The sequence below is a fragment of the Bacillus sp. TH22 genome, from assembly GCF_016651015.1.
Classification (GTDB): domain Bacteria; phylum Bacillota; class Bacilli; order Bacillales; family Bacillaceae_G; genus Bacillus_A; species Bacillus_A mycoides.
Genome location: NZ_JAEKER010000001.1, coordinates 3,818,486 through 3,845,167 on the forward strand (window position 1 = coordinate 3,818,486; position 26,682 = coordinate 3,845,167).

The window sequence follows — 26,682 nt, forward strand, 5'->3', positions numbered from 1 at the left end:
TATGCCCTCTTTGATCTTGTAATATAGTGCTATTTTGTGGCTATTTTTGTATATTATTCATTTATTTATGAAAAGAAGAAGGAGAATGCTTTCCGTAGAAAAAATCCTTTAGTAAGCAGTTCATAATATGATGGGAAGAAGGTGAGTCTATGCAAATTGTAAAAAAGGAGAAATTTGTTTTAAAAGAGTTTGTGCTTGAAAATGGTAGGGAAATTCCTGTTCAAATGGGGTATGAGACGTATGGTGCTTTAAATAGAGAAAGATCAAATGCGATTTTGGTTTGTCACTATTTTAGTGCAACAAGTCATGCGGCAGGAAAATATACAGAGCATGATGAGGAAGCTGGTTGGTGGGATGGGTTAATTGGACTTGGAAAAGCAATTGATACAAATAAATATTTCGTTATATGCACTGATAACCTTTGTAATGTACAGGTGAAGAATCCCTACGTAATTACAACGGGACCAAAATCGATAAATCAGATGACTGGTTTTGAGTATGCGATGGATTTTCCAGTTTTCACATTTTTAGATGTAGCACGTATGCAATATAAGTTAATAAAAGATATGGGGATTGCTAGGCTACATGCTGTAATGGGACCGTCGGCAGGTGGGATGATTGCGCAGCAATGGGCTGTTCACTATCCTCATATGGTAGAGCGAGTGATTGGAGTTATTACGAATCCACAAAATCCAATTATAACGTCGGGAAATGTAGCGCAAAATGCGATTGAAGCAATTCAGCTTGATCCAAACTGGAAAGGTGGAAAGTATGGAGAAGAGCAGCCAACGAAGGGTCTTCATTTAGCAAATCGAATGATGTTTATGAATGCGTTTGATGAACATTTTTATGAAATGGCATTCCCGCGGAACAGTATAGAAATGGCACCTTATCAGGAATTTTCTGCATTAACATCATTTGAGAAGGAGATTAATAAAGTGATATGCAAAAGTATAGATTTAGTAGATGCAAATTCGTGGATGTACACTGCGAAAGCAGTCTTATTACATGATATTGCGCATGGATTTTCTTCTTTAGAAGAGGCTCTTTCTAATATAGAAGCGAATGTACTCATGATTCCGTGCAAACAAGATTTACTTCAGCCACCTCGTTATAATTATAAAATGGTAGACATTTTGCAAAAACAGGGGAAATATGCAGAAGTATATGAGATAGAAAGTATAAATGGGCATATGGCAGGAGCGTTAGATGTTCATTTATTTGAAAAGAAAATTTATGAGTTTTTAAACCGGAAAGTATCTAGTTTTGTGTAGGAAATAATTAATGTGGAAAGGTGCATGATTTATAGTAGGCACCTTTTTTTACATGATTTGCAGACGGAAAATATATGAAGCGATTGATAAACCGAAGAAAGCTATACTAAGTAATAGAAATAAGAATGACATTTCTTGAGGGGATTTTATCTTTTTATTATTTTTCATACTAAGAGCAATAACTGCAAAAACTAAGAAAATGATGCCCATAATGAAAAGAAAAAGTGTCATTTTAACTGGCTCCTTTCATCAAACAAGTATATTGAGGATACAATGCGTCAGTTATGTTTGTAAAGAATAAGTTTTGCGGGGAAATTGAGAAATAAATGTTCCATTCTTTGCGTTCCTTCCTTCGCATGCTAAAATTGATGAGAAATGATTGTTTAAAGAAGAAACTGAAGGTTTTATTGTATATAAGGAGGAACTACATATGACAGAAGTAAAAACAATTACTACAGAAGAAGTGCAAGAGCGTTTAGAAAATGGAGAAACATTATTTTTAGTAGATGTAAGAGAAGATGAAGAAGTAGCGGCAGGGAAAATTCCGGAAGCTGTACATATTAAAATGGGCGATATTCCAAATAAAGTAGATTTCTTTGAGAAAGAGAATGAATATATCTTTATTTGCCGTTCGGGAATGCGTAGTGAAAATGTATGCCATTATTTAAATGAGCAAGGATTTAAAACAGTGAATATGGTTGGCGGTATGCTTCAATATGAAGGCGAAACTAAATAAGTAGCTGCAAAAACTTGAAACGAGTCTGTTTCAAGTTTTTTTCTTTTGCATACAGTATACAAAAGGGGGAGGGGAAATGGGAATTAACATGCGTAAAGTAAAAATTATTAATAATACAGGAGCTGTTAATGTCGGCGACTGTTATGATATCTCACCTTTATCTGTGGCAAAAATATATGCTGGTGCTGGAGGATCGAGTGCGGCTGTGTTTTTAAATGGGAAACGACAGCCAGAAGCTGTGATTAGAACATCAGTGTTTCTTCCGCCATTAGCGACGAGTACACGTACATTAGGTGCATAAAGGAAAGGTAGAGTGTAAGTATGCCTGCACGTATTAAAGAATTTATTATCGTTAATAATACTGGGAATATATTTACAGGTGACAATTTGAGTGATACTTCATTTACTGCTACGAAATCGTATAGTGGTTCAACGGGTTGCACTTGGATTGATGTTGTTACAGTAATAGGGACGGAGACGAAGCTGTGTTTACAACCGGGAGATTCGGTGACGACAACCTATACACGAGGTACCCCTGCTGGTGCTTTAACAGGAACAAATATGGGGCAAAGTGTAAATGCATCGGGTATAGCGCAAGCTGTCCCGAATACAGATAATATGGATTCAATTGCGGGACTCCCTTAAGGAATTAAGGGAGTTTTTATTATTTAAAATAAAAATAGTCTTTGAGATTGTTTTTGTAAATACATATTAAGAAGAAGAGGTTTGTTTAAAGTAAAAAAGATGGTGTGTAGGTGGTGAAAGTGTGAAAGAGCGCGATAGACAAAATTCATTAAACTCTAATTTCAGAATTTCACCGAATCTTATTGGACCTACCTTTCCTCCCGTTCCAACGGGATTTACTGGCATTGGGATTACTGGTCCAACCGGTCCACAAGGCCCGACTGGCCCACAAGGACCAAGGGGATTTCAAGGTCCGATGGGGGAGATGGGCCCGACAGGACCTCAAGGAGTGCAAGGGATTCAAGGACCAGCTGGACAAATGGGTGCAACAGGACCAGAAGGACAGCAGGGACCACAAGGATTAAGGGGACCACAGGGAGAAACTGGAGCGACAGGACCTCAAGGAGTGCAAGGGTTACAAGGTCCAATTGGTCCAATCGGAGCGACTGGGGCACAAGGTATACAGGGGATACAGGGATTACAGGGGCCGATTGGAGCTACTGGGCCAGAGGGACCTCAAGGAATTCAAGGAGTGCAAGGGGTACCGGGTGCAACAGGTTCACAAGGAATACAAGGAGCTCAAGGGATACAAGGCCCACAAGGACCGAGTGGAAATACGGGAGCAACAGGAGCGACTGGTCAGGGGATTAGTGGTCCGACTGGAATAACAGGTCCAACAGGGATAACCGGCCCATCTGGAGGACCTCCAGGTCCGACTGGAGCAACTGGTGCGACAGGGCCAGGAGGTGGACCGAGTGGAAGTACAGGTGCGACGGGAGCGACTGGAAATACTGGAGTAACTGGAAGTGCGGGAGTGACTGGAAATACAGGACCGACTGGAAGTACAGGAGAAACAGGAGCACAGGGCCTGCAAGGAATCCAAGGGGTTCAAGGGCCAATTGGACCAACGGGTCCAGAAGGTCCGCAAGGTATTCAAGGTATTCCTGGTCCGACAGGAGTAACTGGTGAACAAGGAATCCAAGGGGTTCAGGGAATTCAAGGGATAACGGGGGCAACTGGAGATCAAGGTCCGCAAGGTATACAAGGGGCCATAGGACCTCAAGGTATAACAGGAGCAACAGGAGATCAAGGCCCACAAGGAATACAAGGGGTACCTGGTCCAACCGGAGACACAGGCTCACAAGGAGTCCAAGGAATTCAAGGGCCAATGGGTGATATAGGACCAACAGGCCCAGAAGGCCCAGAAGGACTTCAGGGTCCGCAAGGAATACAAGGAGTGCCAGGACCAGCTGGAGCAACAGGTCCAGAGGGCCCACAAGGAATCCAAGGAATTCAAGGACCAATAGGAGTAACAGGTCCAGAAGGTCCACAAGGAATTCAGGGAATACAAGGGATTCAAGGTATAACAGGAGCAACCGGAGCACAAGGAGCAACTGGAGTTCAAGGTGTTCAAGGGAATATAGGAGCAACAGGTCCAGAGGGCCCGCAAGGAGTGCAAGGTACTCAAGGGGATATAGGTCCAACAGGTCCAATGGGTCCACAGGGAGTTCAAGGTATCCAAGGAATTCAAGGACCGACGGGTGCGCAAGGAGTGCAAGGCCCACAAGGAATTCAAGGAATCCAAGGGCCGACAGGAGTAACTGGAGATACGGGTACAACAGGGGCGACAGGGGAAGGGACTACAGGGGCAACTGGAGTAACGGGTCCATCAGGTGTAACGGGTCCATCAGGAGGCCCAGCTGGACCGACTGGCCCAACAGGTCCATCAGGGCCGACGGGATTGACAGGTCCATCCGGTGGACCACCTGGTCCGACAGGAGCGACAGGTGTAACGGGAGGAGTAGGAGATACGGGAGTAACAGGGGCGACGGGTGTGACCGGAGCAACTGGAGTAACTGGTGCAACAGGAGCAACGGGGCTGCAGGGTCCACAAGGAATACAAGGAGTACAAGGAGACATAGGACCAACCGGTCCGCAAGGTGTTCAAGGTCCACAAGGGATCCAAGGTATAACGGGAGCAACGGGAGATCAAGGGCCGCAAGGAATTCAAGGCCCGCAAGGAATCCAAGGTCCAACAGGTCCTCAAGGAGTCCAAGGAGGTCAAGGCCCACAAGGGATACAAGGGGCAACAGGTGCAACCGGAGCACAAGGCCCACAGGGAATTCAAGGGATACAAGGAGTGCAAGGTCCGACTGGTCCACAAGGCCCAACCGGAATACAAGGTGTGCAAGGAGAAATAGGTCCAACTGGTCCGCAAGGTGTGCAAGGTTTACAAGGTCCACAAGGCCCAACCGGGGACACGGGTCCAACGGGGGCAACAGGTTCACAAGGTCCAACCGGAGGCACGGGTCCAACAGGTTCACAAGGAATCCAAGGTCCAACGGGAGCGACAGGAGCCACTGGAGCGACCGGGGTGACTGGAGTTAGTACAACTGCAACGTATTCCTTTGCAAATAATACTTCAGGAAGTGCTATTTCCGTGTTGTTAGGGGGTACGAATATACCATTACCGAACAATCAAAATATTGGACCGGGAATAACAGTTAGTGGTGGAAATACTGTGTTTACCGTTACAAATGCAGGTAATTATTATATAGCCTACACAATTAATATAACGGCAGCTTTACTTGTAAGTTCGCGTATAACTGTAAATGGAAGTCCGCTAGCAGGAACAATAAATTCACCGGCAGTGGCTACAGGTTCATTTAATGCGACAATTATTAGTAATTTAGCTGCGGGCTCTGCTATTAGTTTACAGTTATTTGGATTACTTGCAGTGGCTACATTATCTACGACAACGCCAGGAGCTACTCTAACTATTATTAGATTAAGTTAATAAGCAAAAAAACCTTGGAACTTTTATGTTTCAAGGTTTTTTATCCCTCTATTTGTGGGCTAATAATCAGTGGGGATGGACAAAACCCCCACTGATTAAAGTTTCACTTTATTCACCTTAGCAAAAACATCGCGGTTCAAAAATATATTATAATAGAATGAAGAGAGGTATAAATTTGGCAGAAAGGGAGAGTGGCGATGCAGGAGAAGGTTAAAGATTTTTTCGGACGCCCACTTCAAGATTTACGCATCTCTGTCATTGATCGTTGTAATTTACGGTGTACGTATTGTATGCCAGCGGAAGTGTTTGGTCCTGATTATGCTTTTTTGAAAGATGAGTTTTTACTGACATTTGATGAAATAGAGCGATTAGCAAAAGTATTTGTTAGCATCGGTGTACGGAAAATTAGACTTACTGGTGGCGAACCCTTGCTCCGTAAGGACTTAACAAAACTTATCGAACGTCTCGTGAAAATTGACGGTTTAGTAGATATAGGATTAACGACAAATGCGATTCATTTAACGAAGCAAGCGAAGGCGTTAAAAGAAGCTGGGTTACACCGAGTAAATGTTAGTTTGGATGCGATAGATGATAATGTGTTCCGCGCAATTAATGGCCGGAATATGAATACGAAGCCAGTGTTAAAAGGAATTATGGCAGCGAAAGAAGCAGGCCTTGAAGTGAAAGTAAATATGGTTGTGAAAAAAGGAATGAATGATCATCAAGTACTTCCGGTTGCTACGTATTTTAAAGAACAAGGAATCACGCTTAGATTTATTGAGTTTATGGATGTTGGCAGTACGAATGGATGGAATTTTGATCAAGTTATTACGAAACGAGAATTAATTGATATGATTCATGGGGTGTATCCAATTGAGCCAGCTGAAGCTCATTATTTTGGTGAGGTTGCGAAGCGGTATCGATACGTTGGAACGAATGTAGAGGTTGGTTTTATTACCTCTGTTTCTGAGTCATTTTGTTCTTCTTGTACGAGAGCAAGAATTTCGGCAGATGGAAAGTTTTATACTTGCTTGTTTGCAACAGAAGGAATGGATTTAAGGAAACTTCTGAGGGAAAACCTTTCGGATAATGAGTTATTAAAAGCTATACAATATGTATGGGAGAATAGAAAAGATCGATATTCAGATGAACGGACAGAAGAAAGTGCGAAAAATCGTCCGAAAATTGAAATGTCTTATATAGGAGGATAAGAAAGGGGGATGTCGTATGCAAGAGCGATATTCAAGACAAATGTTATTTTCTGGTGTTGGGGAAGCAGGGCAACGGAAAATAAGAGGGAAGCATGTGCTCGTTATCGGTGCTGGTGCACTCGGAGCAGCGAATGCAGAAGCAATTGTTAGAGCAGGTGTTGGAAAAATAACAATTGCGGATCGTGATTATGTAGAATGGAGTAATTTACAAAGGCAACAATTATATACAGAAGAAGATGCGAAGCATTATAAACCGAAAGCAATAGCGGCAGCAGAACATTTAAAGGCAATTAATTCCGAAGTAGAAATTGTACCGGTTGTGACTGATGTAACGGTGCAAGAAATGGAAGATTTAATTAAAGGTGTAGATTTAATATTAGATGCGACAGATAATTTTGAAACGCGCCTTCTTATTAATGATATATCGCAGATGTATAACGTTCCGTGGATATACGGAGGATGCGTTGGAAGCTACGGAGTAACTTATACAATCTTGCCAGGAAAAACGCCGTGTTTTCGATGTTTAATGGAACATCCGGCGAGCGGAGCGACATGTGATACGGCCGGTATTATACAGCCAGCAGTGCAATTAGTAGTTGCACATCAAATAACGGAAGCCTTGAAAATATTAGTAGAAGATTTTGAGGCACTTCGTGAAACGATGCTATCATTTGATCTTTGGAATAATCAACAGATGGCATTTAAAGTGAATAGGCAGAAAAAGGATACATGTTTATCCTGTGGAAAGTTACGTACATATCCGAGTTTAACATTTGAAGCACAAACGAAAACAGAAGTATTATGTGGGCGAAATACAGTTCAAATCCGTCCAGGTGTGCGTCAGGGTTTTAATTTAGAAGAAATTAAAAAGCGCTTACAAAAAAGTGTGGATGTAAAAGCAACGCCGTACTTATTATCATTTCCAGTGGAAGAATATCGTTTTGTTTTATTTACAGATGGCAGGGCGTTTATTCATGGTACGAATGATATGAATGTTGCGAAACGACTATATGCAAGATATATAGGTTGAACCTAAAGGGGAATCCTTTAGGTTCAAATGGAAAAGGTAGGATTAAGAATTTCTAATATAATCTCCATTTTTTCCGCCCGTTTTTTCAAGTAAGTACGTTTCGCCAATAATCATACCCTTATCAACGGCTTTACACATGTCATATACAGTAAGAGCGGTAGCGGAAGCAGCTGTTAAAGCTTCCATCTCAACGCCGGTACTACCTTCTGTTTTAACTTTTACTTCAATAAGTAGCCGATATTGTTCTTCTGACTGTTTCCAATCGAAAGAGACATCAACACCTTTTAATAATAAAGGATGGCACATTGGGATAATATCAGAAGTACGTTTTGCAGCCATAATACCTGCGATTTGTGCGACGGCTAATACGTCACCTTTACCAATTTCATTGCGTGAGATTTTATCAAAAATTTCTTTTGTAACGAGAATGCTAGAGCATGCTATTGCTGTTCGAACGGTTATTTTTTTGTCACTTATATCAACCATTTTAGCGCGCCCTTGGTCGTTGAAATGTGTGAATGAAGACATGGAATTCCTCCTTGAAGTAATTGCGATTTAATATATAAAGTGTAATCGAGATTAGATATTTTGCAAATATGAGGTGAGAAACAATGGTAGAAAAACGAATCCCGATTCAAGTTGCTGAGGCTGTAGAGCGGGTTATGAAATATGCTAAGCATGGTGAAGTAGAAGAAGTTTCTATTACAGAAAGTTACGGGAGGATTCTTGGAGAGGATGTTGTCTCAGATCACGACGTTCCTCACTTTGATCGTTCTCCTTACGATGGTTTCGCAATTCGAGCAGAAGACACGAAGGAAGCGAGTCAAGAGCATCCGATTGAATTTGAAGTAATAGGGGAAATCGGAGCAGGATCTGTTTTTGCAGAAGAAGTAGGGGCTTTTCAGGCGGTTCGTATTATGACAGGAGCAGCTATTCCAGAAGATTGCAATGCAGTCGTAATGCTAGAACTGACGGAAGGATTCGAGAGGAACGAAAGTACATATATGAAGTTAAAACGTCCTTTCCAAAACGGTGACAATGTGTCATTTAAAGGAGAAGATATAAAACAAAATCAAGTCCTCGTTAAGAAAGGTGTTGTAATCAATCCAGGTGTTGCCGCATTATTAGCGACGTTTGGATATAGCACTGTGAAAGTTGTAAAACAGCCTGTTGTCGGTATTGTAACGACGGGCAGCGAATTACTAGAAGTGCATGAGGCGTTAGAGCCAGGGAAAATTAGAAATAGTAACTCTTACATGATTGCCGCTCAAATTATGAAAGCTGGCGGAAAAGTGCGTTACTATGGACAACTTGCCGATGAGTTAGATGCATGTTTTACAGCTGTTAAATCAGCGATGGATGAGGTTGATATTTTAATTACAACGGGCGGTGTTTCAGTAGGGGATTACGACTATTTGCCAGCTATTTATGCAAGGTTACAGGCGAATGTACTCTTTAATAAAATAGCGATGAGACCGGGGAGTGTAACGACAGTAGCTGAAGTTGATGGAAAGCTACTTTTCGGTTTATCAGGTAATCCGTCAGCCTGTTATGTAGGTTTCGAATTATTTGTGCATCCAATTATGAAAACGTATTTGCATGTGAAGGAGCCTCACGTATATAGAACTGATGCTATTTTACAAAAAGATTTCCCAAAACCAAATCCGTTTACTCGTTTTGTAAGAGCGAAAGCGAGTATTGTTAATGGGGCACTACAAGCGATGCCAGTCGGTTTAGATAAATCGAGTGCGGTCTCTTCACTTGCGGATGCAAATGCTTTTATCGTGCTGCCTGGAGGAACGAGAGGATTTGAAGCAGGAATGAAAGTGTCTGTATTATTGTTAGAATGCTCTGAGGGAAGTGATTGGCCGTGGGCAAAGCCTCTTCAATCTTACAAATAGTAGGGTATCAAAATAGCGGGAAAACAACACTTGTAGAGAAGATTGTACATGCATTAGCTGAAAGAGAAATGAAGGTTGCTACAATTAAACATCATGGTCACGGGGGCTTTCCTGAAGTAGCGCAAAAAGATAGTGAAAGACACAGAAAAGCTGGTGCTGTAGTAAGTAGTGTAGAAGGTGCCGGATTACTATCTTTGTCCTCTTTGCGAGATGAATGGTCCTTGCAAGAAATTATCCGCTTGTACGAATTTTTTGAAGTAGATACGATTTTAATAGAGGGCTATAAAGCTGAGAACTATCCGAAAGTAGTGTTACTTCGTTCTGCGGAAGACGCTGAACTTTTACATAAAGTAGAAAATATAGCGGCAGTTATTACGTGGTATGATGCTTCGTCAAATGTACGAGAAGAATATAAAGTATTTCATATAACAGAAGAAAAATTGTATATAGACTGGTTTTTACAAACGGCTAGGGGTGCAAAATGATAAATACGTATTATGAAGTAATTGATACAGAAATCTCGATTGAAGAGGTGACAAAGAAAGTAGTTCGCCGTGAATGTGGTGCTGTTACAACATTTATCGGGACAGTTAGGGAGTTTACGAAAGGGCGTCGTACACTATACTTAGAGTATGTAGCTTATAAGACGATGGCAGAAAAGATGCTACAGAAAATTGGATCAGAAGTGAAGGAGAAGTGGCCCGGTACACATGTTGCGATTACGCATCGCATCGGCACGCTGCAAATTTCTGATATAGCGGTTGTTGTTGCTGTATCAACGCCTCATCGCAAAGAGGCTTATGAAGCGAATGAATATATTATGGAGCGTATTAAGCAAATTGTTCCAATTTGGAAAAAGGAGTTTTGGGAAGATGGTGACTCATGGATTGGTGACCAATTAGAAAAAACACCATATCCAGCAGGAGAGCCTGGGAAGGAGTTATAAATATGATTCGAGTATTGTTATTTGCGAACTTGCAAGAAGAAGCAGGAACGAGTGAATTACAAATAGAGAAAGAAAATATTACTGTTGCAGAGTTAAAAGATATTGTTGCGAAAGAATATAATGTACCAGTGTCAGCGCCAATTATGGTTGCGATTAATGAAGAGTACGCAAATGAAGATGACACGATACACACTGGTGATATAGTTGCACTAATACCACCAGTGAGTGGTGGTTAATATTGGATTTATGCTATAAAAAACGACTTTCCTAAATAGGGAAAGTCGTTTTTTTATGGCATTTTGGAGAACACTATCTTATAGGAAAAGGAGGAAGTTATGAAAAAGATATGTGTAATGATTGCAATGATATGTTCTGTTTTTTTCTTTTCTCCAAGCAATTCTTTGGCAAAGGAATCGACGGAACAGCTTTTAGAAAGTGCGTTACTGAATCGATATTACTCGGTTATAAGGCAAGTGACAGAAGATCAATATGAATGTGACTCAGTTACAAATATAAAGCGTCTAGGCAAGAAAGATGAGTTTGTTCCTAGGTTTGAAGTTACGATACAATTTCTTACATTTCAAGGGGCACATAATCCACCGAATGATAAAGTTACACTTACTTTGGAAGACAATTTAGATCACATAAAGATAAAGAAAGTGGAGCGAGAAAAGAATGTTTCTGGTGCTATTGTAGAAAAGATTTGTGCACGAAAAAACGAAAAAATAAAAGCTCACTCTAATGATTTAGAGCGATAACCTATGACATTTTGTAGAGAAAGGTAATGAGCGATGGATATACTTTTAGCGATTTTACCAGCTATATTTTGGGGGAGTATTGTGCTATTTAACGTGAAACTGGGTGGGGGACCGTATAGTCAAACGCTCGGTACAACGTTCGGTGCACTTATCTTCTCAATTGTCGTTTATATTTTTATGAAGCCAGTATTAACTCCGACCGTTATTGGAGTTGGAATTGTATCTGGCTTATTTTGGGCACTTGGTCAAGCGAATCAATTAAAAAGTATTGATTTAATGGGTGTTTCTAGAACGATGCCGATTTCAACAGGGCTTCAATTAGTTGCAACAACATTATTTGGGGTTATCGTGTTTCATGAATGGTCAACGACGATATCGGTCGTTCTTGGAGTTTTGGCGCTCGTTTGTATTATTATCGGGGTTATTTTAACATCGCTGCAAAGTACAGAAGAGAAGAATGCAGAGCAAGCAGGAAATTTTAAAAAAGGAATTATTATTTTATTAATTTCAACAGTCGGTTATTTAGTTTACGTAGTAGTTATCCGGTTATTTAACGTGAACGGTTGGTCGGCTTTATTACCACAAGCGGTCGGTATGGTATTAGGCGGGATTTTACTCACATTTAAACATCATCCATTCAATAAATATGCGATTCGAAATATTCTTCCAGGATTGATTTGGGCAGCTGGAAATATGTTTTTATTCATTTCGCAGCCAAGAGTTGGGGTCGCAACAAGCTTTTCCCTTTCACAAATGGGAATTATTATTTCGACGCTTGGCGGGATTTTTATATTAGGTGAAAGGAAAACGAAGCGTCAATTAATTGGGATTGTTATTGGTATCGTTTTTATCATTGCAGCTGGAATTATGCTGGGGATTGCGAAAGGTTAAGGAGGTATTAAAATGTATAGCGATTTAGAAGGGAAAGTCGTCGTTATTACAGGATCAGCAACTGGTCTTGGAAGAGCCATGGGAGTAAGATTTGCTAAAGAGAAGGCGAAAGTTGTTATTAACTATCGCTCAAGAGAGTCAGAAGCGAACGATGTATTAGAAGAAATAAAAAAGGTAGGTGGAGAAGCGATTGCTGTAAAAGGTGATGTGACGGTCGAGGCAGATGTTGTAAATCTCATTCAATCTGCTGTGAAAGAATTTGGTACGCTCGACGTTATGATTAATAATGCAGGGATAGAAAACGCGGTACCGTCGCATGAAATGCCGTTAGAGGATTGGAATAAAGTAATTCATACAAATTTAACAGGTACTTTTTTAGGAAGTCGTGAAGCGATTAAATATTTTGTGGAACACGATATTAAAGGTTCGGTTATTAATATGTCTAGTGTTCATGAGAAAATCCCGTGGCCATTATTTGTGCATTATGCGGCTAGTAAGGGGGGGGTTAAGCTTATGACAGAAACGTTAGCGTTAGAATATGCACCAAAAGGTATTCGGGTAAATAATATTGGGCCTGGTGCAATTAATACGCCAATTAATGCTGAAAAATTTGCTGACCCGAAAAAACGTGACGACGTAGAAAGTATGATTCCAATGGGTTACATTGGAAAACCTGAAGAAATCGCAGCAGTAGCAACGTGGCTTGCTTCAGCAGAGGCAAGTTACGTAACTGGAATTACGTTATTTGCAGATGGTGGAATGACTTTATACCCATCGTTTCAAGCGGGGCGTGGGTAATATGAAAGGCCAAAGAGATTTAACTCTTTGGCCTTTTTTACGCAAAAAAAAAATAGCGGTCGGCTATTTTTAAAATTAATGATTGATTGTCTCTTGAAGAAATTCTGTTGCTTGATGTTCTGAAACATTCTGTACGAGCGCAACTTCACTAATAACCATTTTACGCGCATTATCTAGCATTTGTTTTTCGCTCGCATTTAATGCTCGTTCTTTATTGCGACGAAGTAAATCACGAACAACTTCTGCACTATCTTGAAGATTGCCGTTCTTCATTTTTTCCATATTCATTGTATATCTTTGTTTCCAAGAGAGTGTGGGGTCTGATCCCCCATGATGAAATTCAAGAAGTATACCATCTAACGTACCTTTATCGACGATATAACGTATACCTGATTTTTGTAATTGATTCATCGGAAGCATTACTTGCATATCTTTACTAATGATGCGTATAACACAATATTGACGCGTAGTGCCTAATATTTCTTTCTCTTCAATTGCTTCGATGATTCCTGCACCGTGCATTGGATAAACGATTTTATCACCAATTTGAAACAAATCATCCACCTCCGTATGTGGTAACTACTTTTAATGATAACATACTAGGGTAAAAATGTCAAATTTTATATAATATCACATCTGATGTGCTGTAGTCAATATATAAAAGTCGTTTTTTTGCTCTTATAAGTTGAATAAATAGGGGGGGGTTTTTAGAAAAATAGTACAGGTGCAGAAAGAGGGCATATCCACTTATTTTTAAGCATAAAATATAAAATCGTTAATACAATATACCTAAATCCGTTCTTTGCAAGGGAGGGAGAGAAGGTGGGGCGAACAATTAGAATTGATATTACAAATAAAGTTGTAGCTAAATTTAGGCAAGATTATTTGGAATTATATACGAGTAAGTTTATGATAGGTAAGTTTTATGTCTATACTGAAGATAAACAATATGTGTTAGAAGACGGATATATATATGAAGATGGAAAGTTTTATCGCATCATAGATACGCACCGTGGCAATAAACAAGCGGCGGAGGGCTGCGATCTAGGATGGTGTTAACATGATTCGTGTGAAAGTGTTTGATGAAAGTCATGAAAAAGACTTAGAAGACGCTGTAAATGTATTTTTGAAAAAAATTGATGATGGAAATTTTGTAGATATAAAGTATCAAGTTGGTGTTTCAATTAACGATGATGAAAATCAAATTTATTGTTTTTCAGCGATGATTGTTTATAAAGCATAAAAAAGAGCTGGGGAGCCAGCTCTTTTTTATGCTTTACGTTGGGACAACATGTGTCGGTAAAATACTCATAATAGATTGTGTTGCACCGATTTTCTTTTCCGTTAAAAGAACTTTTTCTGCTTCGTGCTCCTGAGCATCAGTGCACATACCGAGGTGATAACGATCACCTAAAAATGGATCAATATAAAAACCGTTTTTGAAAACTTTATCATTCGGGTGTTTTTCATGGTGAATTTCAGAACAGTTAATGCAATAGAACATAGCTTTCATCTCCTTTTTATTTTTGTTTAAAAAAGTGGGGAGGTAGTCATTTCGCTCCTAAGGAAATGTTGAGGAGAAGAGAAATAACTACCTACCCAAACGGCGGGCATACTCCTTCTGTTTTTTACATATCTCGCGTATTGTCCCCGAGGGAAGGAGGAGAGACGAAGTACAGATGAGATAAGTTAGGCGCTTCTCTCAATAGGAGTGATAGAGTTTCATATTGAGGGAATTTTCTATTTTTCATTGCCTTTGTGAGTATATTATGAAGGAATGGTGAGAGGGTGTTTGTCCTGTTGAAAAAATGTTGAGAATTTCTCAACAGTGAAAAAGAGTCTTTCTTGACATGAAACCAAAAGGTGTTATATTGTTAATGTGAAACTAAAAGGTGTTATATTTTAATGCCGAATAAAGGAGATATAAAATGGAACAACAAAATACATTAAATGATATTAAACAAACAATCGTTTTTAACGCGCCTATTCAAAAAGTATGGAATGTAGTATCAACTGCAGAAGGAATTTCGTCATGGTTTATGCCAAATGATTTCGAATTAGAGGTAGGACATGAGTTTCATGTGCAATCACCTTTTGGGCCATCACCATGTAAAGTGTTAGAGATTGATGAGCCAAATCATTTATCTTTCTCATGGGATACAGATGGCTGGATTGTTTCATTTAATTTGAAAGACTTAGGAGATAGTAAAACAGAATTTACGTTAATTCACGGCGGCTGGAAACATCCTGATGAAATCCTTCCGAAAGCGAATGCGAAGAGCTCTATTATTCGCGATAGAATGAATGGCGGCTGGGTAGCGATTGTAAATGAAAAACTGAAAAAGGTTGTCGAAGGTTAAATGTCCTCATCAGCAGCGAAATATGATGTGTTTCAAGCAATTGCTGATCCAACCCGCCGAGAAGTGTTACGGTTATTAAGTGATAAAGAGTTACCCATTTCAAAAATAACGGATCATTTTCCGATGAGCCGTACTGCAGTTGTAAAGCACCTTCATATTCTTTCAGAAGCGAATTTAGTGAGTGGAAGAAAGAGCGGAAGAGAGAAGATATATCGTTTGCATCCAGAACCATTAGAGGAATTACAGCAGTGGCTCTCGTACTATGAACGATTTTGGGATAATAAATTGTCCGTGCTTAAACATATTGTGGAGAATGAAGAGTAGATTTTATGCAAAAAGGATGACCAAAATGGTCATCCTCTTTTTATTGTTCACTTGTTTGTTTAGCTGGTTTTAATAGGATCCAAGCGATAATTAATGTGAATACCGCTAATACGAAAGTACTCATATAAATGACGTGTACACTTGATGCTAATGCGGATTGCGATTCGGTTACCACGTTTGCTGTAGTTCCGCCGTGTCCGCCAGATACAAGATCAAGGTTTTTAATGCCACGTGCATGAATCATCGTATTGAAGATCGTTCCGAAGATTGCAGCACCTAGTGTTTGACTGAAAGTATTAATAAATGTATTTAATCCGACTGCCGTTCCGCGCGTATTCGCCGGTACAGCTGCTTGAATTGTTACCATGTAAATTGGTGTAACAAGCCCCATTCCTAAGCCGAATAATCCGACTGCAACATAAATAAGGAATGATGGTGAATCTGTTGATAATGTAAATAATAAGAAAGTAGCAACTGATAAAATGCTAGCTCCAAGTAAAATAATTTGTTTCGTTTGTAACTTGCCAACTAAGTTACCGGAGAACATCGCACCGAATGTCCACATAACAGGAATCGGCATTAAAATGAGTCCAGCCTCTGTCGCATTTTTTCCTAAAACACCTTGGCTCCAAATTGGAAGATACACTGTAATACTAATAATCATTGCGCCAGCAATAAGTGTTAGTATGTTTATTGTAGATAATGTACGGTTAGAGAAAAGTGCTAGCGGAATTAATGGTTCCGGAGACTTTTTCTCGATGTATAAGAAAATAATGAATGAAACAGCGGCAAAGATTAATAGGCCAATAATTGAAATGTCTCCCCAGTTTTGCTTACTGCTACCTGTTAATAATGCGTATAGTAAAGCAATTGTACTTAATGAGAAAACTGTCGCACCAAGATAGTCGATATGTTGCTTAGCGGCGGACTTAACAGATTCCTTATAAGAAGTGGCAAACATTAAGCAAGCGATAATTCCAAAAGGAACGTTTAAGAAGAAAATATAGCGCCAAGAAAGAGAATCAACTAAAAATCCACCTACTAACGGCCCAATAACACCAGATACACCCCAAACTGCACTCATCCAGCCTTGTGCTTTCGCGCGGTCTTTCGCTTCGCTATATAGGTCTCCAATAATCGTCATTGTGATCGGCATAACAGCACCAGCCCCTATACCTTGAAGAGCACGGAAGAAGATTAATTGTTCCATTGATGTAACGACTCCGCAAAGTGCAGAACCGATTAAGAAGATTGTTGCTCCGATGAGCAGAACTTTTTTACGGCCGAATAAATCAGCTAGCTTTCCGTATATTGGAGTCGAAACAGCTGTTGCAAGCATATAGATTGCATATACCCAACTAACAAGTTCGACACCTGACAAATCACTCGTTATACGAGGGATCGCTGTACTAACAATCGTTCCTTCTACCGCAGAAAGAAACGTCATTAGCATTAAAGACATCATGACTTTTTTTCTCATTTGTTTTCCCCTTACCCTTTTTCGAATATTCAACAATATAAAATATAAAGGTACTAAGGTATATAAAGCAACAAAAAAGCAATGGGAAGTTAGGAGGAAGGGATATTTTTGAAGAAACGGTCGACATATTTAAAGTATCGCCGATATAATTTCGTGTATTACTTTGCTATTTCAACATACTAAAAAAAGAAACAGGAGTCCCTGTTTCTTTTTTAGTATTGCATTTTTGAATTTTGTCCTGCTGTTGTTCCGGCAATTCGGCCAGTAACAAGGGCAGATGTAATGTTATAGCCGCCAGTATAACCGTGAATATCAAGAACTTCTCCGCAGAAGTATAAACCATTCGTGAATTTCGAAGCCATTTCTTTCGGGTTAATTTCTTTAACGGATACCCCTCCGCCAGTAACGAATGCTTTTTCAATTGACTGCGTACCATTTACATGGACGGTAAATTCTTTAAAGTCTTTCACAAGTGCGCGAATCTTCTCATGAGAAACTTGTCCAGCTTGTTCGCTACCGTCAATTTCATTTTTTTCTAATAAGAATAGAAAGTAACGTTCAGGAACATAGCCTTTTAAAACGTTTTTAATTCCTTTTTTCGGATCTTCTTTCATTTGTTTCAGCATGCGCTGGAACAGTTGCTCACTATTTTCTTCTGGCAATGCATCGATACTCATGTGCACTGTGTTCGTTTTAAACTTTTTCATCGCTTTCACAACGAATTGGCTACAGCGAAGAGCAGCAGGACCAGATAGGCCGAAGTGAGTGAAAAGCATGTCCATTTTATGAGAAATGATAACTTTTCCTTTCGGGTTTAATACACTTAAGTTTACATCTCGTAAAGCAAGACCTTGTAATGTGCGGTCACGAATAAACGGTTCGTTTGAAAGAATTGGTACTTCTGTTGGGAAAAGTTCTGTAATTGTATGCCCAGCTTTTTCAGCCCAAGCGTATCCGTCTCCAGTAGAACCAGTTTGAGGAACAGATTTTCCGCCAACAGCGATAACGACGTGATTCGTTTCTAACACTTCACCTGTTTGCAGAATAACAGCCTTCGTTTGACCGTTTTCATACTCAATCGTTTCGACAGGCGTATTCGTACGTATTTTCACACCTAAGTCTTTTAATCGTGTTAACAGTGCATCTACAACAGATTGCGCTTTATTTGATACTGGGAACATGCGGCCATGATCCTCTTCTTTCAGTTGTACACCGAGATTTTCGAAGAATGTAATAATATCTTCATTACTGAAAATAGAAAAAGCACTGTATAAGAAGCGACCATTTCCAGGTATATGTTTAACGATTTCATCAAGTGGTAGACGGTTCGTTACGTTACAACGACCACCACCAGAAATCGCAAGTTTACGTCCTAGTTTATTTCCTTTATCAAGAAGTAAGACGCTTGCGCCTTCTTCAGCAGCACCGATTGCAGCCATTAGCCCTGAAGGACCGCCGCCGATGACAATAACATCATAATGCATAATATATCGACCTCATTTTCTACATTTCCTGCCTAAAAGAATAGCATGTTTTCCCTTAAAAGAAAAATAGAGTGAAGTACTGCTTAAGAGGAGAATTGTGGTACAATACAAAAGTTAGAGTTCAGCATTATCGTGCTATTTATGGGCAATAAGACTACTACCTTAAGATTTTGGAGAAGTAAAGAGGGAGTTAAAGCAGCCTGTAAATGCTTGAATGGTTAGTAGGAGGAGAGTCTCCCACTAATTATAGTTTCACTTTATCCCGCATTAACGGGCAGTAAAACTCCCACCTCAAAATTCGGCTAGAGCAAAGAAGTTAGGTGGGAGATAAACTGCCCGTAAAAGCCAGATTAGTTCAACTAATTATAGTTTCACTTTATGTAGATGTAGGAGGATTTTCGTATGTCCGATTCAAAATTTCTGCGCGGAACGCTTATTGTGACGTTAGGGACATTTTTAGTAAAGTTCTTAGGCATGATTTACGTTTTTCCGTTTCATGCATTAGTAGGCACAGAAGGCGGAACGCTCTATACATATGGATACATTCCATATACGATATTTTTAAGTATCGCAACGGCAGGAGTGCCGCTTGCTGTTTCTAAGTTTGTTTCCAAATATAATGCACTTGGAGATTATAAAACGAGCCGGAGAATGTTCCGCTCGGGAATGGTTATGATGATAGTAACAGGAGTTCTTTCCTTCTTAGTACTGTACATGACCGCACCATTATTTGCAGAAGCAATGCTTGGTAAACAAAGTTTACAAAATAAGATAGAAGAAGTTACGACGATTATTCGCCTCGTAAGTTTTGCGCTTATTGTTGTGCCGGCAGCAAGTTTGATTCGTGGTTATTTCCAAGGCCACCAATCGATGGGACCGACTACGGTTTCACAAATTATTGAGCAAATTATTCGTATCGTCTTTTTATTAGCGGGTAGTTTCATCGTTATTAAAGTACTTGGCGGTACAGTAGCAACGGCAGTTGGGGTTGCGACATTCGCTGCGTTCGTTTCAGCAGTTGGAGCACTTGGCGTGTTAATTTGGTACTGGTTAAAACGTAAAAAATATTTGGATCAATATTTAATTGAGCAAACTGTACCAGAGTCGACGGTAAGTACCGCTCAATTGTTTAAAGAGTTGTTTGCATATGCAATCCCTTACGTTGTAATTGGATTAACAATTCCTTTATATCAACAAATTGATACATTGACATTTAACTCTATTATGCAGGCGATTGGTCAAGGAGATATCGCAGAGCGAGCACTCGGTATTTTCACGATGTGGACGCATAAATTAATTATGATTCCAGTATCACTTGCAACAGCGTTTAGTTTAACGCTCGTGCCAGCGATTACAAAGTCGTTTACTGAAAAGCAATACCGCTATTTGAAATTACAAATTACACAAACATTCCAGGCGAATATGTTTTTAACATTGCCAGCAGTTGTCGGTATTTCTACACTTGCATATCCGATTTACACTGCTTTCTACGATTCAGACCCACTAGGTGGACAAGTATTAATGTGGTATGCGCCAGTTGCATTGTTATTCGCTTTATTCACAGTAACAGCAGCAATTCTGCAAGGGATTAACCAGCAGAAACATGCGGTTATTGCGCTTGTGATGGGTGTTATTTTGAAATTTGCATGTAACGTAATCTTTATTCGTTATTTCGGTACAGTTGGGGCGATTTTGGCTACTGCAGTCGGCTTCTTAGCTTCCGTATGGTATACGAATAGACAAATTAAAAAACACGCACACTATTCATTTGGTGTTGTATATAAGAGAACATTCCAAATTGCAGTCTTAACACTTGTAATGGTTATTGCTGTAAAACTATCACAATGGCTTCTATCCTTCATGATTTCGCCTGATGGCCGTATTGGTGCTCTTATTACAGTTGCGATTTGTGCAGGTATTGGTGGTCTTGTTTACGGATTGTTAGCGATTCGCACAGGAGTACTAGAAAGAGTATTTGGCGGAGAAGCTTTAGAGAAAATCCAGCGTAAACTTGGTAGTAGATTCAAAATAAAGTTGAAATCAAAAGGGGCGTAAATACGTCCCCTTTTCTATGATAAATAAAGAAGGTGAAGAACATGAGATTAGATAAATTATTAGCGAATATGGGACACGGAAGTAGAAAAGAAGTAAAGAAATTACTGAAAGACGGCGTTGTGAAGATTGATGGAACGCCAGTGAAAGATGCGAAGTTTCATGTGAATGTAGAAGAGCAAGAGGTTATGATTCACGGTGAAGTTGTGGAATATAAAGAGTTTGTTTATTTAATGATGCATAAACCACAAGGTGTTATTTCAGCGACAGAAGATGATAACCACGAAACAGTAATAGATTTATTAGAATTAGAAGATGCGATTTTCGATCCATTCCCTGTTGGAAGGCTCGATATTGATACAGAAGGTTTCTTATTAATCACAAATGATGGGAAGTTAACGCATCAACTATTATCTCCGAAAAAGCATGTGCCGAAAAAATATTATGCACACATTTCAGGCGTTGTAACAGAAGAGGATGTAAAAGAATTCGCTAAAGGTGTTATTTTAGAAGATGGCTATGAAACGAAGCCAGGCGAACTTACAATTTTAAAAAGTGATGATATTTCCGAAATTGAGCTTGTTATTACAGAAGGGAAATTCCATCAAGTAAAGCGTATGTTTGAAGCTGTAGGGAAAAAAGTAGTGTATTTAAAGAGAACAGAGATGGGACCTTTATTGTTAGATGAAGAGTTAGAACTTGGGCAATATCGCGAGCTAACAGATGAAGAAGTAGAAATGTTAAAGACGTATCAAGTAGATAACGAGAAGTAACGCCAATTTTAGAGTATAGAAAAGACCCCTTTCTAATTATATAGAAAAGACCCCTTTCTAATTATATAGAAAGGGGTATGTATTTATTTACATACAATTATTTTTTTGTTATGAGGTCATTCTCACTTTCTTTCCTGTCGTTGTCCACTTGCCGCGGCAAGGGCTATACACGAGTTCATTAAACTGCAACACATTTAGATCACGTTGTATCGTTCGCGGTGTGATCCCGAACTCATCTACAAGGTCTTTCGTTGTTACCGTACCGTTTTCATTGATGTACATATAAATTGATTTAATGCGTGTTAGCATACGAGTAGTTGTAGGTTTCAAGAGAAAACCACTCCTCTACCAGTTTTTTTGACCCCATTCAGGAAAGAAGGTCGTTACTACCATTGTACTCTACATGATAAAATTCATGCTTTAATCTACTTAAATTTTACAAAAGTTTAACAAAGATTCATATAGAAAAATATTGGAAGTTGACATTGTATATTTGGTCAGTCAACTAACTCATAAATTTCTACGTAAAACGCCAAATTCCTGCAAATTTCTTTGAGAAAATAAAAGAAAAACTAATAAGAAATATCTGAAATATTAAAATTGTTAGTTATTAGGTTTTCATGTATGGCATAAGAGATTTTCGTTTGCTATGATGAAAGAGACAATATAGTGAAGGATGGATGCGTGATGTCAACGATTAATTGGACAGAAGAAGTTACAAAACGAAAAGATGATTTAATTCTTGATACACAACAATTTTTGCAAATTAAAAGTGTATGGGAAGAAGAATCTGCGAAAGAGGGCGCGCCATTTGGTGAAGGTGTAGAAAAAGCCTTATCTTTCATGTTACATAAAGGAGAAGCAGAAGGTTTCGCTTCTAAAAATTTAGAAGGGTATGCAGGTCATCTTGAAATGGGACAAGGAGAAGAATTAGTAGGTATTCTTTGTCACGTTGATGTTGTACCAGAAGGAGATGGCTGGACAACTCCTGCGTATAGTGCGGATATTCGCGACGGGAAGATTTTTGCACGCGGTGCAATTGATGATAAAGGGCCGACGATGGCAGCTTATTATGCGATGAAAATCGTTAAAGAATTAGGCTTACCTCTTTCAAAACGTGTTCGTATGATTTTAGGAACAGATGAGGAAAGCAATTGGAAGTGTGTAGATCATTATTTTAAAAATGAAGAAATGCCAACAATCGGTTTTGCGCCGGATGCAGATTTTCCAATTATTAATGCGGAAAAAGGAATTTCTGACATACAAGTTGTGCAAAATGGTAGCGAAGAGAAAGAAGGCACATTTAAGCTTCTTTCATTTGAGTCAGGTCGTCGTTTAAATATGGTTCCTGATTTTGCAGAAGCAGTTATTACAGGAGAAGATGTAAATGCACTTACAGTAGCATATGAAGAGTATTTACAAACTGCTAAAAAAATAGGTAAAGCAATTGTAGAAGGAAATACGGTGACGTTGCAAATCAAAGGGATTTCAGCTCACGGATCTACTCCAGAAAAGGGAGAAAATGCAGGTTTATTATTGGCAAACTGCTTAACGAAAGTTTCTCTTGATGGAAAAGGGGCTTCATTTGCATCGTTTGTAACAGAAACATTTACAGGTGATATTATTGGAGAAAAAGCTGGTATTTCTTATAAAGACGATATTAGCGGGCCGTTAACAGTGAATGTTGGGCGCCTGTCTTACTCGCAAGAAAACGGTGGTAATTTAGGATTAAATGTACGCTATCCAGTTACGACTAACTTTGAAGAAACGATTGCAAAGTTAAAAGAATATGTTGGTACTCATGGATTTGAAGTAGCGGATTATTCTAACTCTCGCCCGCATCACGTTGACAAAGATCATACGTTAATTCGTACTTTGCAACGCGTATATGAAGAACAAACGGGTGAAAAAGCTGAATTGTTAGCAATTGGCGGTGGTACTTATGCTCGTTCATTGAAAGCTGGCGTTGCATTTGGCCCGTTATTCCCAGGAAAAGAAGAACTTGCGCATCAAAAAGACGAGTACATTGAAATTGAAGATTTATTAAAAGCGACAGCGATTTATGCGCAAGCAATTCATGAATTAGCGAAATAAAAGATATTTAAATAATGACCGCTCTCTACTTTAGAGGGCGGATTCTTTTTAGCTGAATGAGATAAGGAAGAAAAGCAACAATAACATAAAGGAGACGATGTAGATGGTGACGCATTATTTTGTCGCAGTAACTTTACCACGTCATATAAAAGAAATTCTTTCTAATTATAAAGAGGAAGTGAAGGATGAATTACCATTTCGCTCGTGGGTACATGAAGAAGACTATCATATTACCCTTTCATTTTTAGGAAGTGCGACAGAGGAACAGTTAGAAGGAATAAAGAATGGATTACAAACACTTACAGAAAAAACGGAATTATCGTTCACGTTACAAGGACTTTCTACGTTCGGACAGGTGGACCAACCTCGTATATTTTGGGCGGGGATAAGTGATAATCAAGATTTGTTTACTTTACAAAAGCAAGTGCATACAATTTGTGAAGAAAATGGCTTCTCTCTAGATACACGTCCTTATCATCCACATATTACTGTTGCGCGTAAATGGGTTGGAGAAAAAGTATTTGATCTGACAAATATAAAAGATTTACCTGTAACATCATTTCAAGCAGATACGATTACTTTGTATGAATCTCACGTTAAGGAAACGCCGAAGTATAAATCGATTACTGAAATAAAACTACAAAAATAGAATGTATGAAAACGTTTTTTATACAGGTGAATATACTATAGGGAATAATGTGTTACTGTATAGAGCTTCGCTGATAAGAAAACCCTTATCACTTGCAGCTCGTTTCATTTTAATTTTGAGAATGATGGTGATTTTTTATGTTGAAAGTAAAACGTCCATTTGATGCCTATTTAGATGAAATGAATAAAATTACAATTTTGCTCCCGCATGCGTATGGAACAAGCCGGACATTTCGTTTACAAGAAGGAAGCAATGTGAAAGAGTTACCGATTGTTCATACTATTGCTCTTCCAGATGCAACGAAGTATGAATGTTTTATAGAAGAGCCGATAGATGTGGGGAAGTATTATACAGTACGGGACGAACGGAATGAAGAAACAGATTTACAAATAGGCGCTGTGATTCGAACAGTAGTTTTCGATGAAAAATATTATTACGAAGGTACCGACTTAGGTGCTGTGTATAAAAAAGAAGAAACAATATTTAAAGTATGGGCTCCGACTGCAAGGCTTGCGAAAGTACGGATTTATAAAAGTGATAAAGAATATATTGATTATGAAATGTACAGAGAAGAAAACGGAGTGTGGATTCATACATTACAAGGTGATCATGATGGAGCACGATATACATTCCTTGTTTGTATTAATTTAATATGGAACGAAGCGGTTGATCCTTATGCAAAGTCTGCGACGATAAATGGAAAATACGGCGTCGTTATCGATTTGGAAAAAACGAATGTGACAAAACGAGTAGAATTATCACCATTACAGTCAATGACAGATGCCATATTGTATGAACTGCATATTCGTGACGCTACTATTCACCCAAACAGTGGGGTGAATAAGAAAGGAACATATAAAGGGCTAATGGAAGAGGAGACAGTAGGGCGAAATGGGACATTAACAGGATTGTCTCATATAAAAGATTTAGGCGTTACACATGTTGAACTATTACCTTTACATTGTTTTGGTGGTATAGATGAAGTGAATCCTGCTTCCGCATATAATTGGGGCTACAATCCGTTATATTACAATATACCAACAGGATTTTATGTTACAAACCTTTCTGATCCATATAACAGGATAGTAGAGTGTAAACAACTAATTGAAACATTTCATGATCACGGCATCAGGGTGATTATAGATGTTGTATATAATCATGTTTATGAAAGAGAATTATCATCATTTGAGAAGCTTGTCCCGGGATATTATTTTCGTCATGGGGAAGACGGTATGCCTTCTAATGGGACGGGAGTTGGAAATGATATAGCATCTGAACGGAAAATGATGAGGAAATTTATTATAGAATCTGTTTTATATTGGCTTACTGAATACAATGTTGATGGATTCCGATTTGATTTAATGGGAATTTTAGATGTTGAAACGATGAATGAATTAGAAAAAGAAGTACGAAAAATAAAGCAGGATGCGCTGTTATTAGGTGAAGGATGGGATTTGCAAACACCGCTTCCTCTTGAAGAGAAAGCGACGTTAAATAATGCGAATAAAATGCCATGTATCGCACAGTTTAATGATCAATTTCGTGATGGAATAAAAGGAAGTACTTTTAATATAAATAAACGTGGCTTTGCATTTGGTGGGCATGTAGACTGTAATCATTTGCAGTATATAGTAGCTGGTAGCCTTTTAAGTATGAAAGAAACAGGATTGTTCCTAGAGCCAATGCAAAGCATCAACTATGTAGAATGTCATGACAATATGACGATGTGGGATAAACTAGTGCAAAGTAATCCAGAATCAGAAGGAATTTTGAAAAGGCGTCATCGTTTAGCAACTGCAATGGTTATTCTTTCACAAGGGATTCCTTTCTTACATGCGGGGCAAGAGTTTTATCGTACGAAGCAAGGGAATGAAAATAGTTATAATGCAAATGATGAAATTAATCAATTAGATTGGGATCAAAAAGAGAAAGAGATGGAGACCGTTAACTATATAAAAGGGTTAATTGCGATTCGCAAAGGGCACGGGGCATTCCGATTACAAAATGCAGACCTTATAAAAACGCATATGACTTTTTTGCGAACATCTACAGAAGTACTGGCATACCACCTAGAGCATGTAGAATTATTTGGACCGTGGAAAGAGATTGTAGTTTTATTTAATAGCGGTTTGGAAGCTAAAACGGTGCAGCTTCCAAAAGAAGAAACGTGGCATGTTTTAGTAAACGAAAAGCAAGCGAAAATAGAGCCAATTTCTTCATTTAGAGGAAAGGAACTTCAATTGGCTCCAATTAGCACGTATATATTGACGATAATGTGACAAATCGCTACTTGACGATGAGAATGTAATAAATGTAGAATTGACAAAGGTGACGATTTTCATAAGTTGTCATTCTATGATTGATTTTGTAAAATAAACTAGAAGAACAGGTGATTTATCCTGTTTTCGGCTTATGCCAAGTTTTTTCATTCAAATACAGT

Annotated in this window: 30 protein-coding genes; 23 read left to right on the forward strand and 7 right to left on the reverse strand. The window is 38.9% G+C overall.

The genetic code is table 11. The annotated features are described in order from the left end of the window. The first annotated feature begins 149 nt into the window (after positions 1 to 149). A complete protein-coding gene (locus tag JFU18_RS19435; protein WP_201031924.1) occupies positions 150 to 1,274 on the forward strand; it encodes a homoserine O-acetyltransferase family protein in 1,125 nt (374 codons plus the stop codon). A gap of 48 nt (positions 1,275 to 1,322) precedes the next feature. On the opposite strand, the gene JFU18_RS19440 is transcribed toward JFU18_RS19435, so the two are convergent. Then, positions 1,323 to 1,505, reverse strand: a complete 183-nt coding sequence (locus JFU18_RS19440) for a hypothetical protein (protein ID WP_002129493.1) — start codon at positions 1,503 to 1,505, stop codon at positions 1,323 to 1,325. 199 nt (positions 1,506 to 1,704) lie between these two features. Here JFU18_RS19440 and JFU18_RS19445 point away from each other — a divergent pair, with 199 nt between their 5' ends. The 6 genes from JFU18_RS19445 to JFU18_RS19470 all read left to right on the forward strand — a co-directional run bounded on the left by JFU18_RS19445 (position 1,705) and on the right by JFU18_RS19470 (position 7,732). Next, positions 1,705 to 2,010: a rhodanese-like domain-containing protein gene (locus tag JFU18_RS19445; protein ID WP_000141214.1), complete on the forward strand. Its 306-nt coding sequence runs from the start codon at positions 1,705 to 1,707 to the stop codon at positions 2,008 to 2,010. A gap of 76 nt (positions 2,011 to 2,086) precedes the next feature. After that, positions 2,087 to 2,311: a spore germination protein gene (locus JFU18_RS19450; RefSeq protein WP_201034387.1), complete on the forward strand. Its 225-nt coding sequence runs from the start codon at positions 2,087 to 2,089 to the stop codon at positions 2,309 to 2,311. Between the two features lie 20 nt (positions 2,312 to 2,331). Then, entirely contained in the window at positions 2,332 to 2,655 is a 324-nt protein-coding gene (locus tag JFU18_RS19455) for a hypothetical protein (RefSeq protein ID WP_201031923.1), read from the forward strand. A 121-nt stretch (positions 2,656 to 2,776) separates the two neighbouring features. Further along, positions 2,777 to 5,491 (forward strand): BclA-related collagen-like exosporium protein, encoded by a 2,715-nt coding sequence (locus JFU18_RS19460; protein ID WP_201034386.1) that lies wholly within the window; start codon positions 2,777 to 2,779, stop codon positions 5,489 to 5,491. A gap of 197 nt (positions 5,492 to 5,688) precedes the next feature. Next, positions 5,689 to 6,702, forward strand: a complete 1,014-nt coding sequence (gene moaA, locus JFU18_RS19465) for a GTP 3',8-cyclase MoaA (RefSeq protein WP_002138702.1) — start codon at positions 5,689 to 5,691, stop codon at positions 6,700 to 6,702. 16 nt (positions 6,703 to 6,718) lie between these two features. After that, on the forward strand, positions 6,719 to 7,732 hold the full coding sequence (locus JFU18_RS19470) for a molybdopterin-synthase adenylyltransferase MoeB (RefSeq protein ID WP_201034385.1): 1,014 nt from the start codon (positions 6,719 to 6,721) through the stop codon (positions 7,730 to 7,732). A 42-nt stretch (positions 7,733 to 7,774) separates the two neighbouring features. On the opposite strand, the gene moaC is transcribed toward JFU18_RS19470, so the two are convergent. Continuing rightward, positions 7,775 to 8,260, reverse strand: coding sequence for a cyclic pyranopterin monophosphate synthase MoaC (moaC, locus tag JFU18_RS19475; protein WP_002129484.1), 486 nt, complete (start codon positions 8,258 to 8,260; stop codon positions 7,775 to 7,777). Between the two features lie 83 nt (positions 8,261 to 8,343). On the opposite strand from moaC, the gene JFU18_RS19480 reads away from it, so the two are divergent. From JFU18_RS19480 to JFU18_RS19510, 7 genes are all read left to right on the forward strand, one after another. Beyond that, positions 8,344 to 9,633: a molybdopterin molybdotransferase MoeA gene (locus tag JFU18_RS19480; protein ID WP_201034384.1), complete on the forward strand. Its 1,290-nt coding sequence runs from the start codon at positions 8,344 to 8,346 to the stop codon at positions 9,631 to 9,633. Continuing rightward, on the forward strand, positions 9,597 to 10,118 hold the full coding sequence (mobB, locus tag JFU18_RS19485) for a molybdopterin-guanine dinucleotide biosynthesis protein B (RefSeq protein ID WP_137077247.1): 522 nt from the start codon (positions 9,597 to 9,599) through the stop codon (positions 10,116 to 10,118). Before JFU18_RS19480 ends, mobB begins: the two co-directional genes overlap by 37 nt. Further along, positions 10,115 to 10,579, forward strand: a complete 465-nt coding sequence (moaE, locus tag JFU18_RS19490) for a molybdopterin synthase catalytic subunit MoaE (protein ID WP_002129479.1) — start codon at positions 10,115 to 10,117, stop codon at positions 10,577 to 10,579. Before mobB ends, moaE begins: the two co-directional genes overlap by 4 nt. A gap of 2 nt (positions 10,580 to 10,581) precedes the next feature. Beyond that, on the forward strand, positions 10,582 to 10,815 hold the full coding sequence (gene moaD / locus JFU18_RS19495) for a molybdopterin converting factor subunit 1 (RefSeq protein ID WP_201034383.1): 234 nt from the start codon (positions 10,582 to 10,584) through the stop codon (positions 10,813 to 10,815). Positions 10,816 to 10,914: 99 nt separating this feature from the next. After that, a complete protein-coding gene (locus tag JFU18_RS19500; RefSeq protein ID WP_002089063.1) occupies positions 10,915 to 11,337 on the forward strand; it encodes a DUF3888 domain-containing protein in 423 nt (140 codons plus the stop codon). Between the two features lie 33 nt (positions 11,338 to 11,370). Further along, positions 11,371 to 12,228, forward strand: coding sequence for a glucose uptake protein GlcU (glcU, locus tag JFU18_RS19505; protein WP_098636405.1), 858 nt, complete (start codon positions 11,371 to 11,373; stop codon positions 12,226 to 12,228). A gap of 12 nt (positions 12,229 to 12,240) precedes the next feature. Further along, positions 12,241 to 13,026, forward strand: coding sequence for a glucose 1-dehydrogenase (locus JFU18_RS19510; RefSeq protein WP_002138693.1), 786 nt, complete (start codon positions 12,241 to 12,243; stop codon positions 13,024 to 13,026). 75 nt (positions 13,027 to 13,101) lie between these two features. Here the strand turns inward: JFU18_RS19510 and JFU18_RS19515 are convergent, their stop codons facing one another. Then, positions 13,102 to 13,581, reverse strand: a complete 480-nt coding sequence (locus JFU18_RS19515; protein ID WP_201034382.1) for a CarD family transcriptional regulator — start codon at positions 13,579 to 13,581, stop codon at positions 13,102 to 13,104. Positions 13,582 to 13,848: 267 nt separating this feature from the next. Between JFU18_RS19515 and JFU18_RS19520 the strand changes: the two genes are divergently transcribed. Together JFU18_RS19520 and JFU18_RS19525 are read left to right on the forward strand one after the other, a co-directional pair. After that, positions 13,849 to 14,085, forward strand: a complete 237-nt coding sequence (locus JFU18_RS19520) for a DUF2553 family protein (protein ID WP_002089059.1) — start codon at positions 13,849 to 13,851, stop codon at positions 14,083 to 14,085. Position 14,086: 1 nt separating this feature from the next. Beyond that, complete coding sequence (locus JFU18_RS19525) at positions 14,087 to 14,269, forward strand: sporulation protein Cse60 (protein WP_000621746.1); 183 nt, start codon at positions 14,087 to 14,089, stop codon at positions 14,267 to 14,269. A gap of 33 nt (positions 14,270 to 14,302) precedes the next feature. Here JFU18_RS19525 and JFU18_RS19530 read toward each other — a convergent pair whose 3' ends face one another. Next, entirely contained in the window at positions 14,303 to 14,530 is a 228-nt protein-coding gene (locus tag JFU18_RS19530) for a DUF3973 domain-containing protein (protein WP_085312547.1), read from the reverse strand. Between the two features lie 424 nt (positions 14,531 to 14,954). Here JFU18_RS19530 and JFU18_RS19535 point away from each other — a divergent pair, with 424 nt between their 5' ends. Beyond that, positions 14,955 to 15,386 (forward strand): SRPBCC family protein, encoded by a 432-nt coding sequence (locus tag JFU18_RS19535; RefSeq protein WP_002067696.1) that lies wholly within the window; start codon positions 14,955 to 14,957, stop codon positions 15,384 to 15,386. Further along, the gene (locus JFU18_RS19540; RefSeq protein ID WP_002015665.1) at positions 15,387 to 15,710 is read left to right on the forward strand and encodes an ArsR/SmtB family transcription factor; all 324 of its coding nucleotides are present in this window, start codon (positions 15,387 to 15,389) and stop codon (positions 15,708 to 15,710) included. It begins immediately after the preceding gene. A 40-nt stretch (positions 15,711 to 15,750) separates the two neighbouring features. Here JFU18_RS19540 and JFU18_RS19545 read toward each other — a convergent pair whose 3' ends face one another. Together JFU18_RS19545 and JFU18_RS19550 are read right to left on the reverse strand one after the other, a co-directional pair. Next, on the reverse strand, positions 15,751 to 17,190 hold the full coding sequence (locus JFU18_RS19545; protein ID WP_085312546.1) for an MDR family MFS transporter: 1,440 nt from the start codon (positions 17,188 to 17,190) through the stop codon (positions 15,751 to 15,753). A gap of 212 nt (positions 17,191 to 17,402) precedes the next feature. Then, the gene (locus JFU18_RS19550) at positions 17,403 to 18,674 is read right to left on the reverse strand and encodes a BaiN/RdsA family NAD(P)/FAD-dependent oxidoreductase (protein ID WP_002129466.1); all 1,272 of its coding nucleotides are present in this window, start codon (positions 18,672 to 18,674) and stop codon (positions 17,403 to 17,405) included. A 402-nt stretch (positions 18,675 to 19,076) separates the two neighbouring features. Here JFU18_RS19550 and JFU18_RS19555 point away from each other — a divergent pair, with 402 nt between their 5' ends. Then, positions 19,077 to 20,729 (forward strand): putative polysaccharide biosynthesis protein, encoded by a 1,653-nt coding sequence (locus JFU18_RS19555; protein WP_002089053.1) that lies wholly within the window; start codon positions 19,077 to 19,079, stop codon positions 20,727 to 20,729. A gap of 41 nt (positions 20,730 to 20,770) precedes the next feature. Beyond that, positions 20,771 to 21,499: a pseudouridine synthase gene (locus JFU18_RS19560; protein WP_144504652.1), complete on the forward strand. Its 729-nt coding sequence runs from the start codon at positions 20,771 to 20,773 to the stop codon at positions 21,497 to 21,499. 108 nt (positions 21,500 to 21,607) lie between these two features. Here the strand turns inward: JFU18_RS19560 and JFU18_RS19565 are convergent, their stop codons facing one another. Next, positions 21,608 to 21,829 carry a DeoR family transcriptional regulator gene (locus tag JFU18_RS19565; protein WP_000805512.1) on the reverse strand — a complete coding sequence of 74 codons (222 nt, stop codon included), beginning with the start codon at positions 21,827 to 21,829 and terminating at the stop codon, positions 21,608 to 21,610. 357 nt (positions 21,830 to 22,186) lie between these two features. On the opposite strand from JFU18_RS19565, the gene pepV reads away from it, so the two are divergent. The 3 genes from pepV to pulA all read left to right on the forward strand — a co-directional run bounded on the left by pepV (position 22,187) and on the right by pulA (position 26,521). Then, positions 22,187 to 23,593 carry a dipeptidase PepV gene (gene pepV, locus JFU18_RS19570; protein WP_085312544.1) on the forward strand — a complete coding sequence of 469 codons (1,407 nt, stop codon included), beginning with the start codon at positions 22,187 to 22,189 and terminating at the stop codon, positions 23,591 to 23,593. 103 nt (positions 23,594 to 23,696) lie between these two features. Next, complete coding sequence (gene thpR / locus JFU18_RS19575) at positions 23,697 to 24,242, forward strand: RNA 2',3'-cyclic phosphodiesterase (protein WP_085312543.1); 546 nt, start codon at positions 23,697 to 23,699, stop codon at positions 24,240 to 24,242. A 137-nt stretch (positions 24,243 to 24,379) separates the two neighbouring features. Then, positions 24,380 to 26,521, forward strand: coding sequence for a type I pullulanase (gene pulA / locus JFU18_RS19580; protein ID WP_085312542.1), 2,142 nt, complete (start codon positions 24,380 to 24,382; stop codon positions 26,519 to 26,521). Positions 26,522 to 26,682 lie beyond the last annotated feature (161 nt).

What these genes read in the sequence shown, in the direction of transcription:
- JFU18_RS19545 (WP_085312546.1), bottom strand. Translation starts at nt 17,190, where the DNA reads ATGAGAAAAAAAGTCATGATGTCTTTAATGCTAATGACGTTTCTTTCT.
- thpR (WP_085312543.1), top strand. Translation starts at nt 23,697, where the DNA reads ATGGTGACGCATTATTTTGTCGCAGTAACTTTACCACGTCATATAAAA.
- JFU18_RS19455 (WP_201031923.1), top strand. Translation starts at nt 2,332, where the DNA reads ATGCCTGCACGTATTAAAGAATTTATTATCGTTAATAATACTGGGAAT.
- pulA (WP_085312542.1), top strand. Translation starts at nt 24,380, where the DNA reads ATGTTGAAAGTAAAACGTCCATTTGATGCCTATTTAGATGAAATGAAT.
- JFU18_RS19440 (WP_002129493.1), bottom strand. Translation starts at nt 1,505, where the DNA reads ATGACACTTTTTCTTTTCATTATGGGCATCATTTTCTTAGTTTTTGCA.
- glcU (WP_098636405.1), top strand. Translation starts at nt 11,371, where the DNA reads ATGGATATACTTTTAGCGATTTTACCAGCTATATTTTGGGGGAGTATT.
- moaE (WP_002129479.1), top strand. Translation starts at nt 10,115, where the DNA reads ATGATAAATACGTATTATGAAGTAATTGATACAGAAATCTCGATTGAA.
- JFU18_RS19480 (WP_201034384.1), top strand. Translation starts at nt 8,344, where the DNA reads ATGGTAGAAAAACGAATCCCGATTCAAGTTGCTGAGGCTGTAGAGCGG.
- moaD (WP_201034383.1), top strand. Translation starts at nt 10,582, where the DNA reads ATGATTCGAGTATTGTTATTTGCGAACTTGCAAGAAGAAGCAGGAACG.
- JFU18_RS19550 (WP_002129466.1), bottom strand. Translation starts at nt 18,674, where the DNA reads ATGCATTATGATGTTATTGTCATCGGCGGCGGTCCTTCAGGGCTAATG.
- JFU18_RS19510 (WP_002138693.1), top strand. Translation starts at nt 12,241, where the DNA reads ATGTATAGCGATTTAGAAGGGAAAGTCGTCGTTATTACAGGATCAGCA.
- JFU18_RS19500 (WP_002089063.1), top strand. Translation starts at nt 10,915, where the DNA reads ATGAAAAAGATATGTGTAATGATTGCAATGATATGTTCTGTTTTTTTC.
- JFU18_RS19525 (WP_000621746.1), top strand. Translation starts at nt 14,087, where the DNA reads ATGATTCGTGTGAAAGTGTTTGATGAAAGTCATGAAAAAGACTTAGAA.
- pepV (WP_085312544.1), top strand. Translation starts at nt 22,187, where the DNA reads ATGTCAACGATTAATTGGACAGAAGAAGTTACAAAACGAAAAGATGAT.
- JFU18_RS19555 (WP_002089053.1), top strand. Translation starts at nt 19,077, where the DNA reads ATGTCCGATTCAAAATTTCTGCGCGGAACGCTTATTGTGACGTTAGGG.
- JFU18_RS19450 (WP_201034387.1), top strand. Translation starts at nt 2,087, where the DNA reads ATGGGAATTAACATGCGTAAAGTAAAAATTATTAATAATACAGGAGCT.
- JFU18_RS19445 (WP_000141214.1), top strand. Translation starts at nt 1,705, where the DNA reads ATGACAGAAGTAAAAACAATTACTACAGAAGAAGTGCAAGAGCGTTTA.
- JFU18_RS19535 (WP_002067696.1), top strand. Translation starts at nt 14,955, where the DNA reads ATGGAACAACAAAATACATTAAATGATATTAAACAAACAATCGTTTTT.
- JFU18_RS19470 (WP_201034385.1), top strand. Translation starts at nt 6,719, where the DNA reads ATGCAAGAGCGATATTCAAGACAAATGTTATTTTCTGGTGTTGGGGAA.
- moaC (WP_002129484.1), bottom strand. Translation starts at nt 8,260, where the DNA reads ATGTCTTCATTCACACATTTCAACGACCAAGGGCGCGCTAAAATGGTT.
- JFU18_RS19435 (WP_201031924.1), top strand. Translation starts at nt 150, where the DNA reads ATGCAAATTGTAAAAAAGGAGAAATTTGTTTTAAAAGAGTTTGTGCTT.
- JFU18_RS19560 (WP_144504652.1), top strand. Translation starts at nt 20,771, where the DNA reads ATGAGATTAGATAAATTATTAGCGAATATGGGACACGGAAGTAGAAAA.
- moaA (WP_002138702.1), top strand. Translation starts at nt 5,689, where the DNA reads ATGCAGGAGAAGGTTAAAGATTTTTTCGGACGCCCACTTCAAGATTTA.
- JFU18_RS19540 (WP_002015665.1), top strand. Translation starts at nt 15,387, where the DNA reads ATGTCCTCATCAGCAGCGAAATATGATGTGTTTCAAGCAATTGCTGAT.
- JFU18_RS19530 (WP_085312547.1), bottom strand. Translation starts at nt 14,530, where the DNA reads ATGTTCTATTGCATTAACTGTTCTGAAATTCACCATGAAAAACACCCG.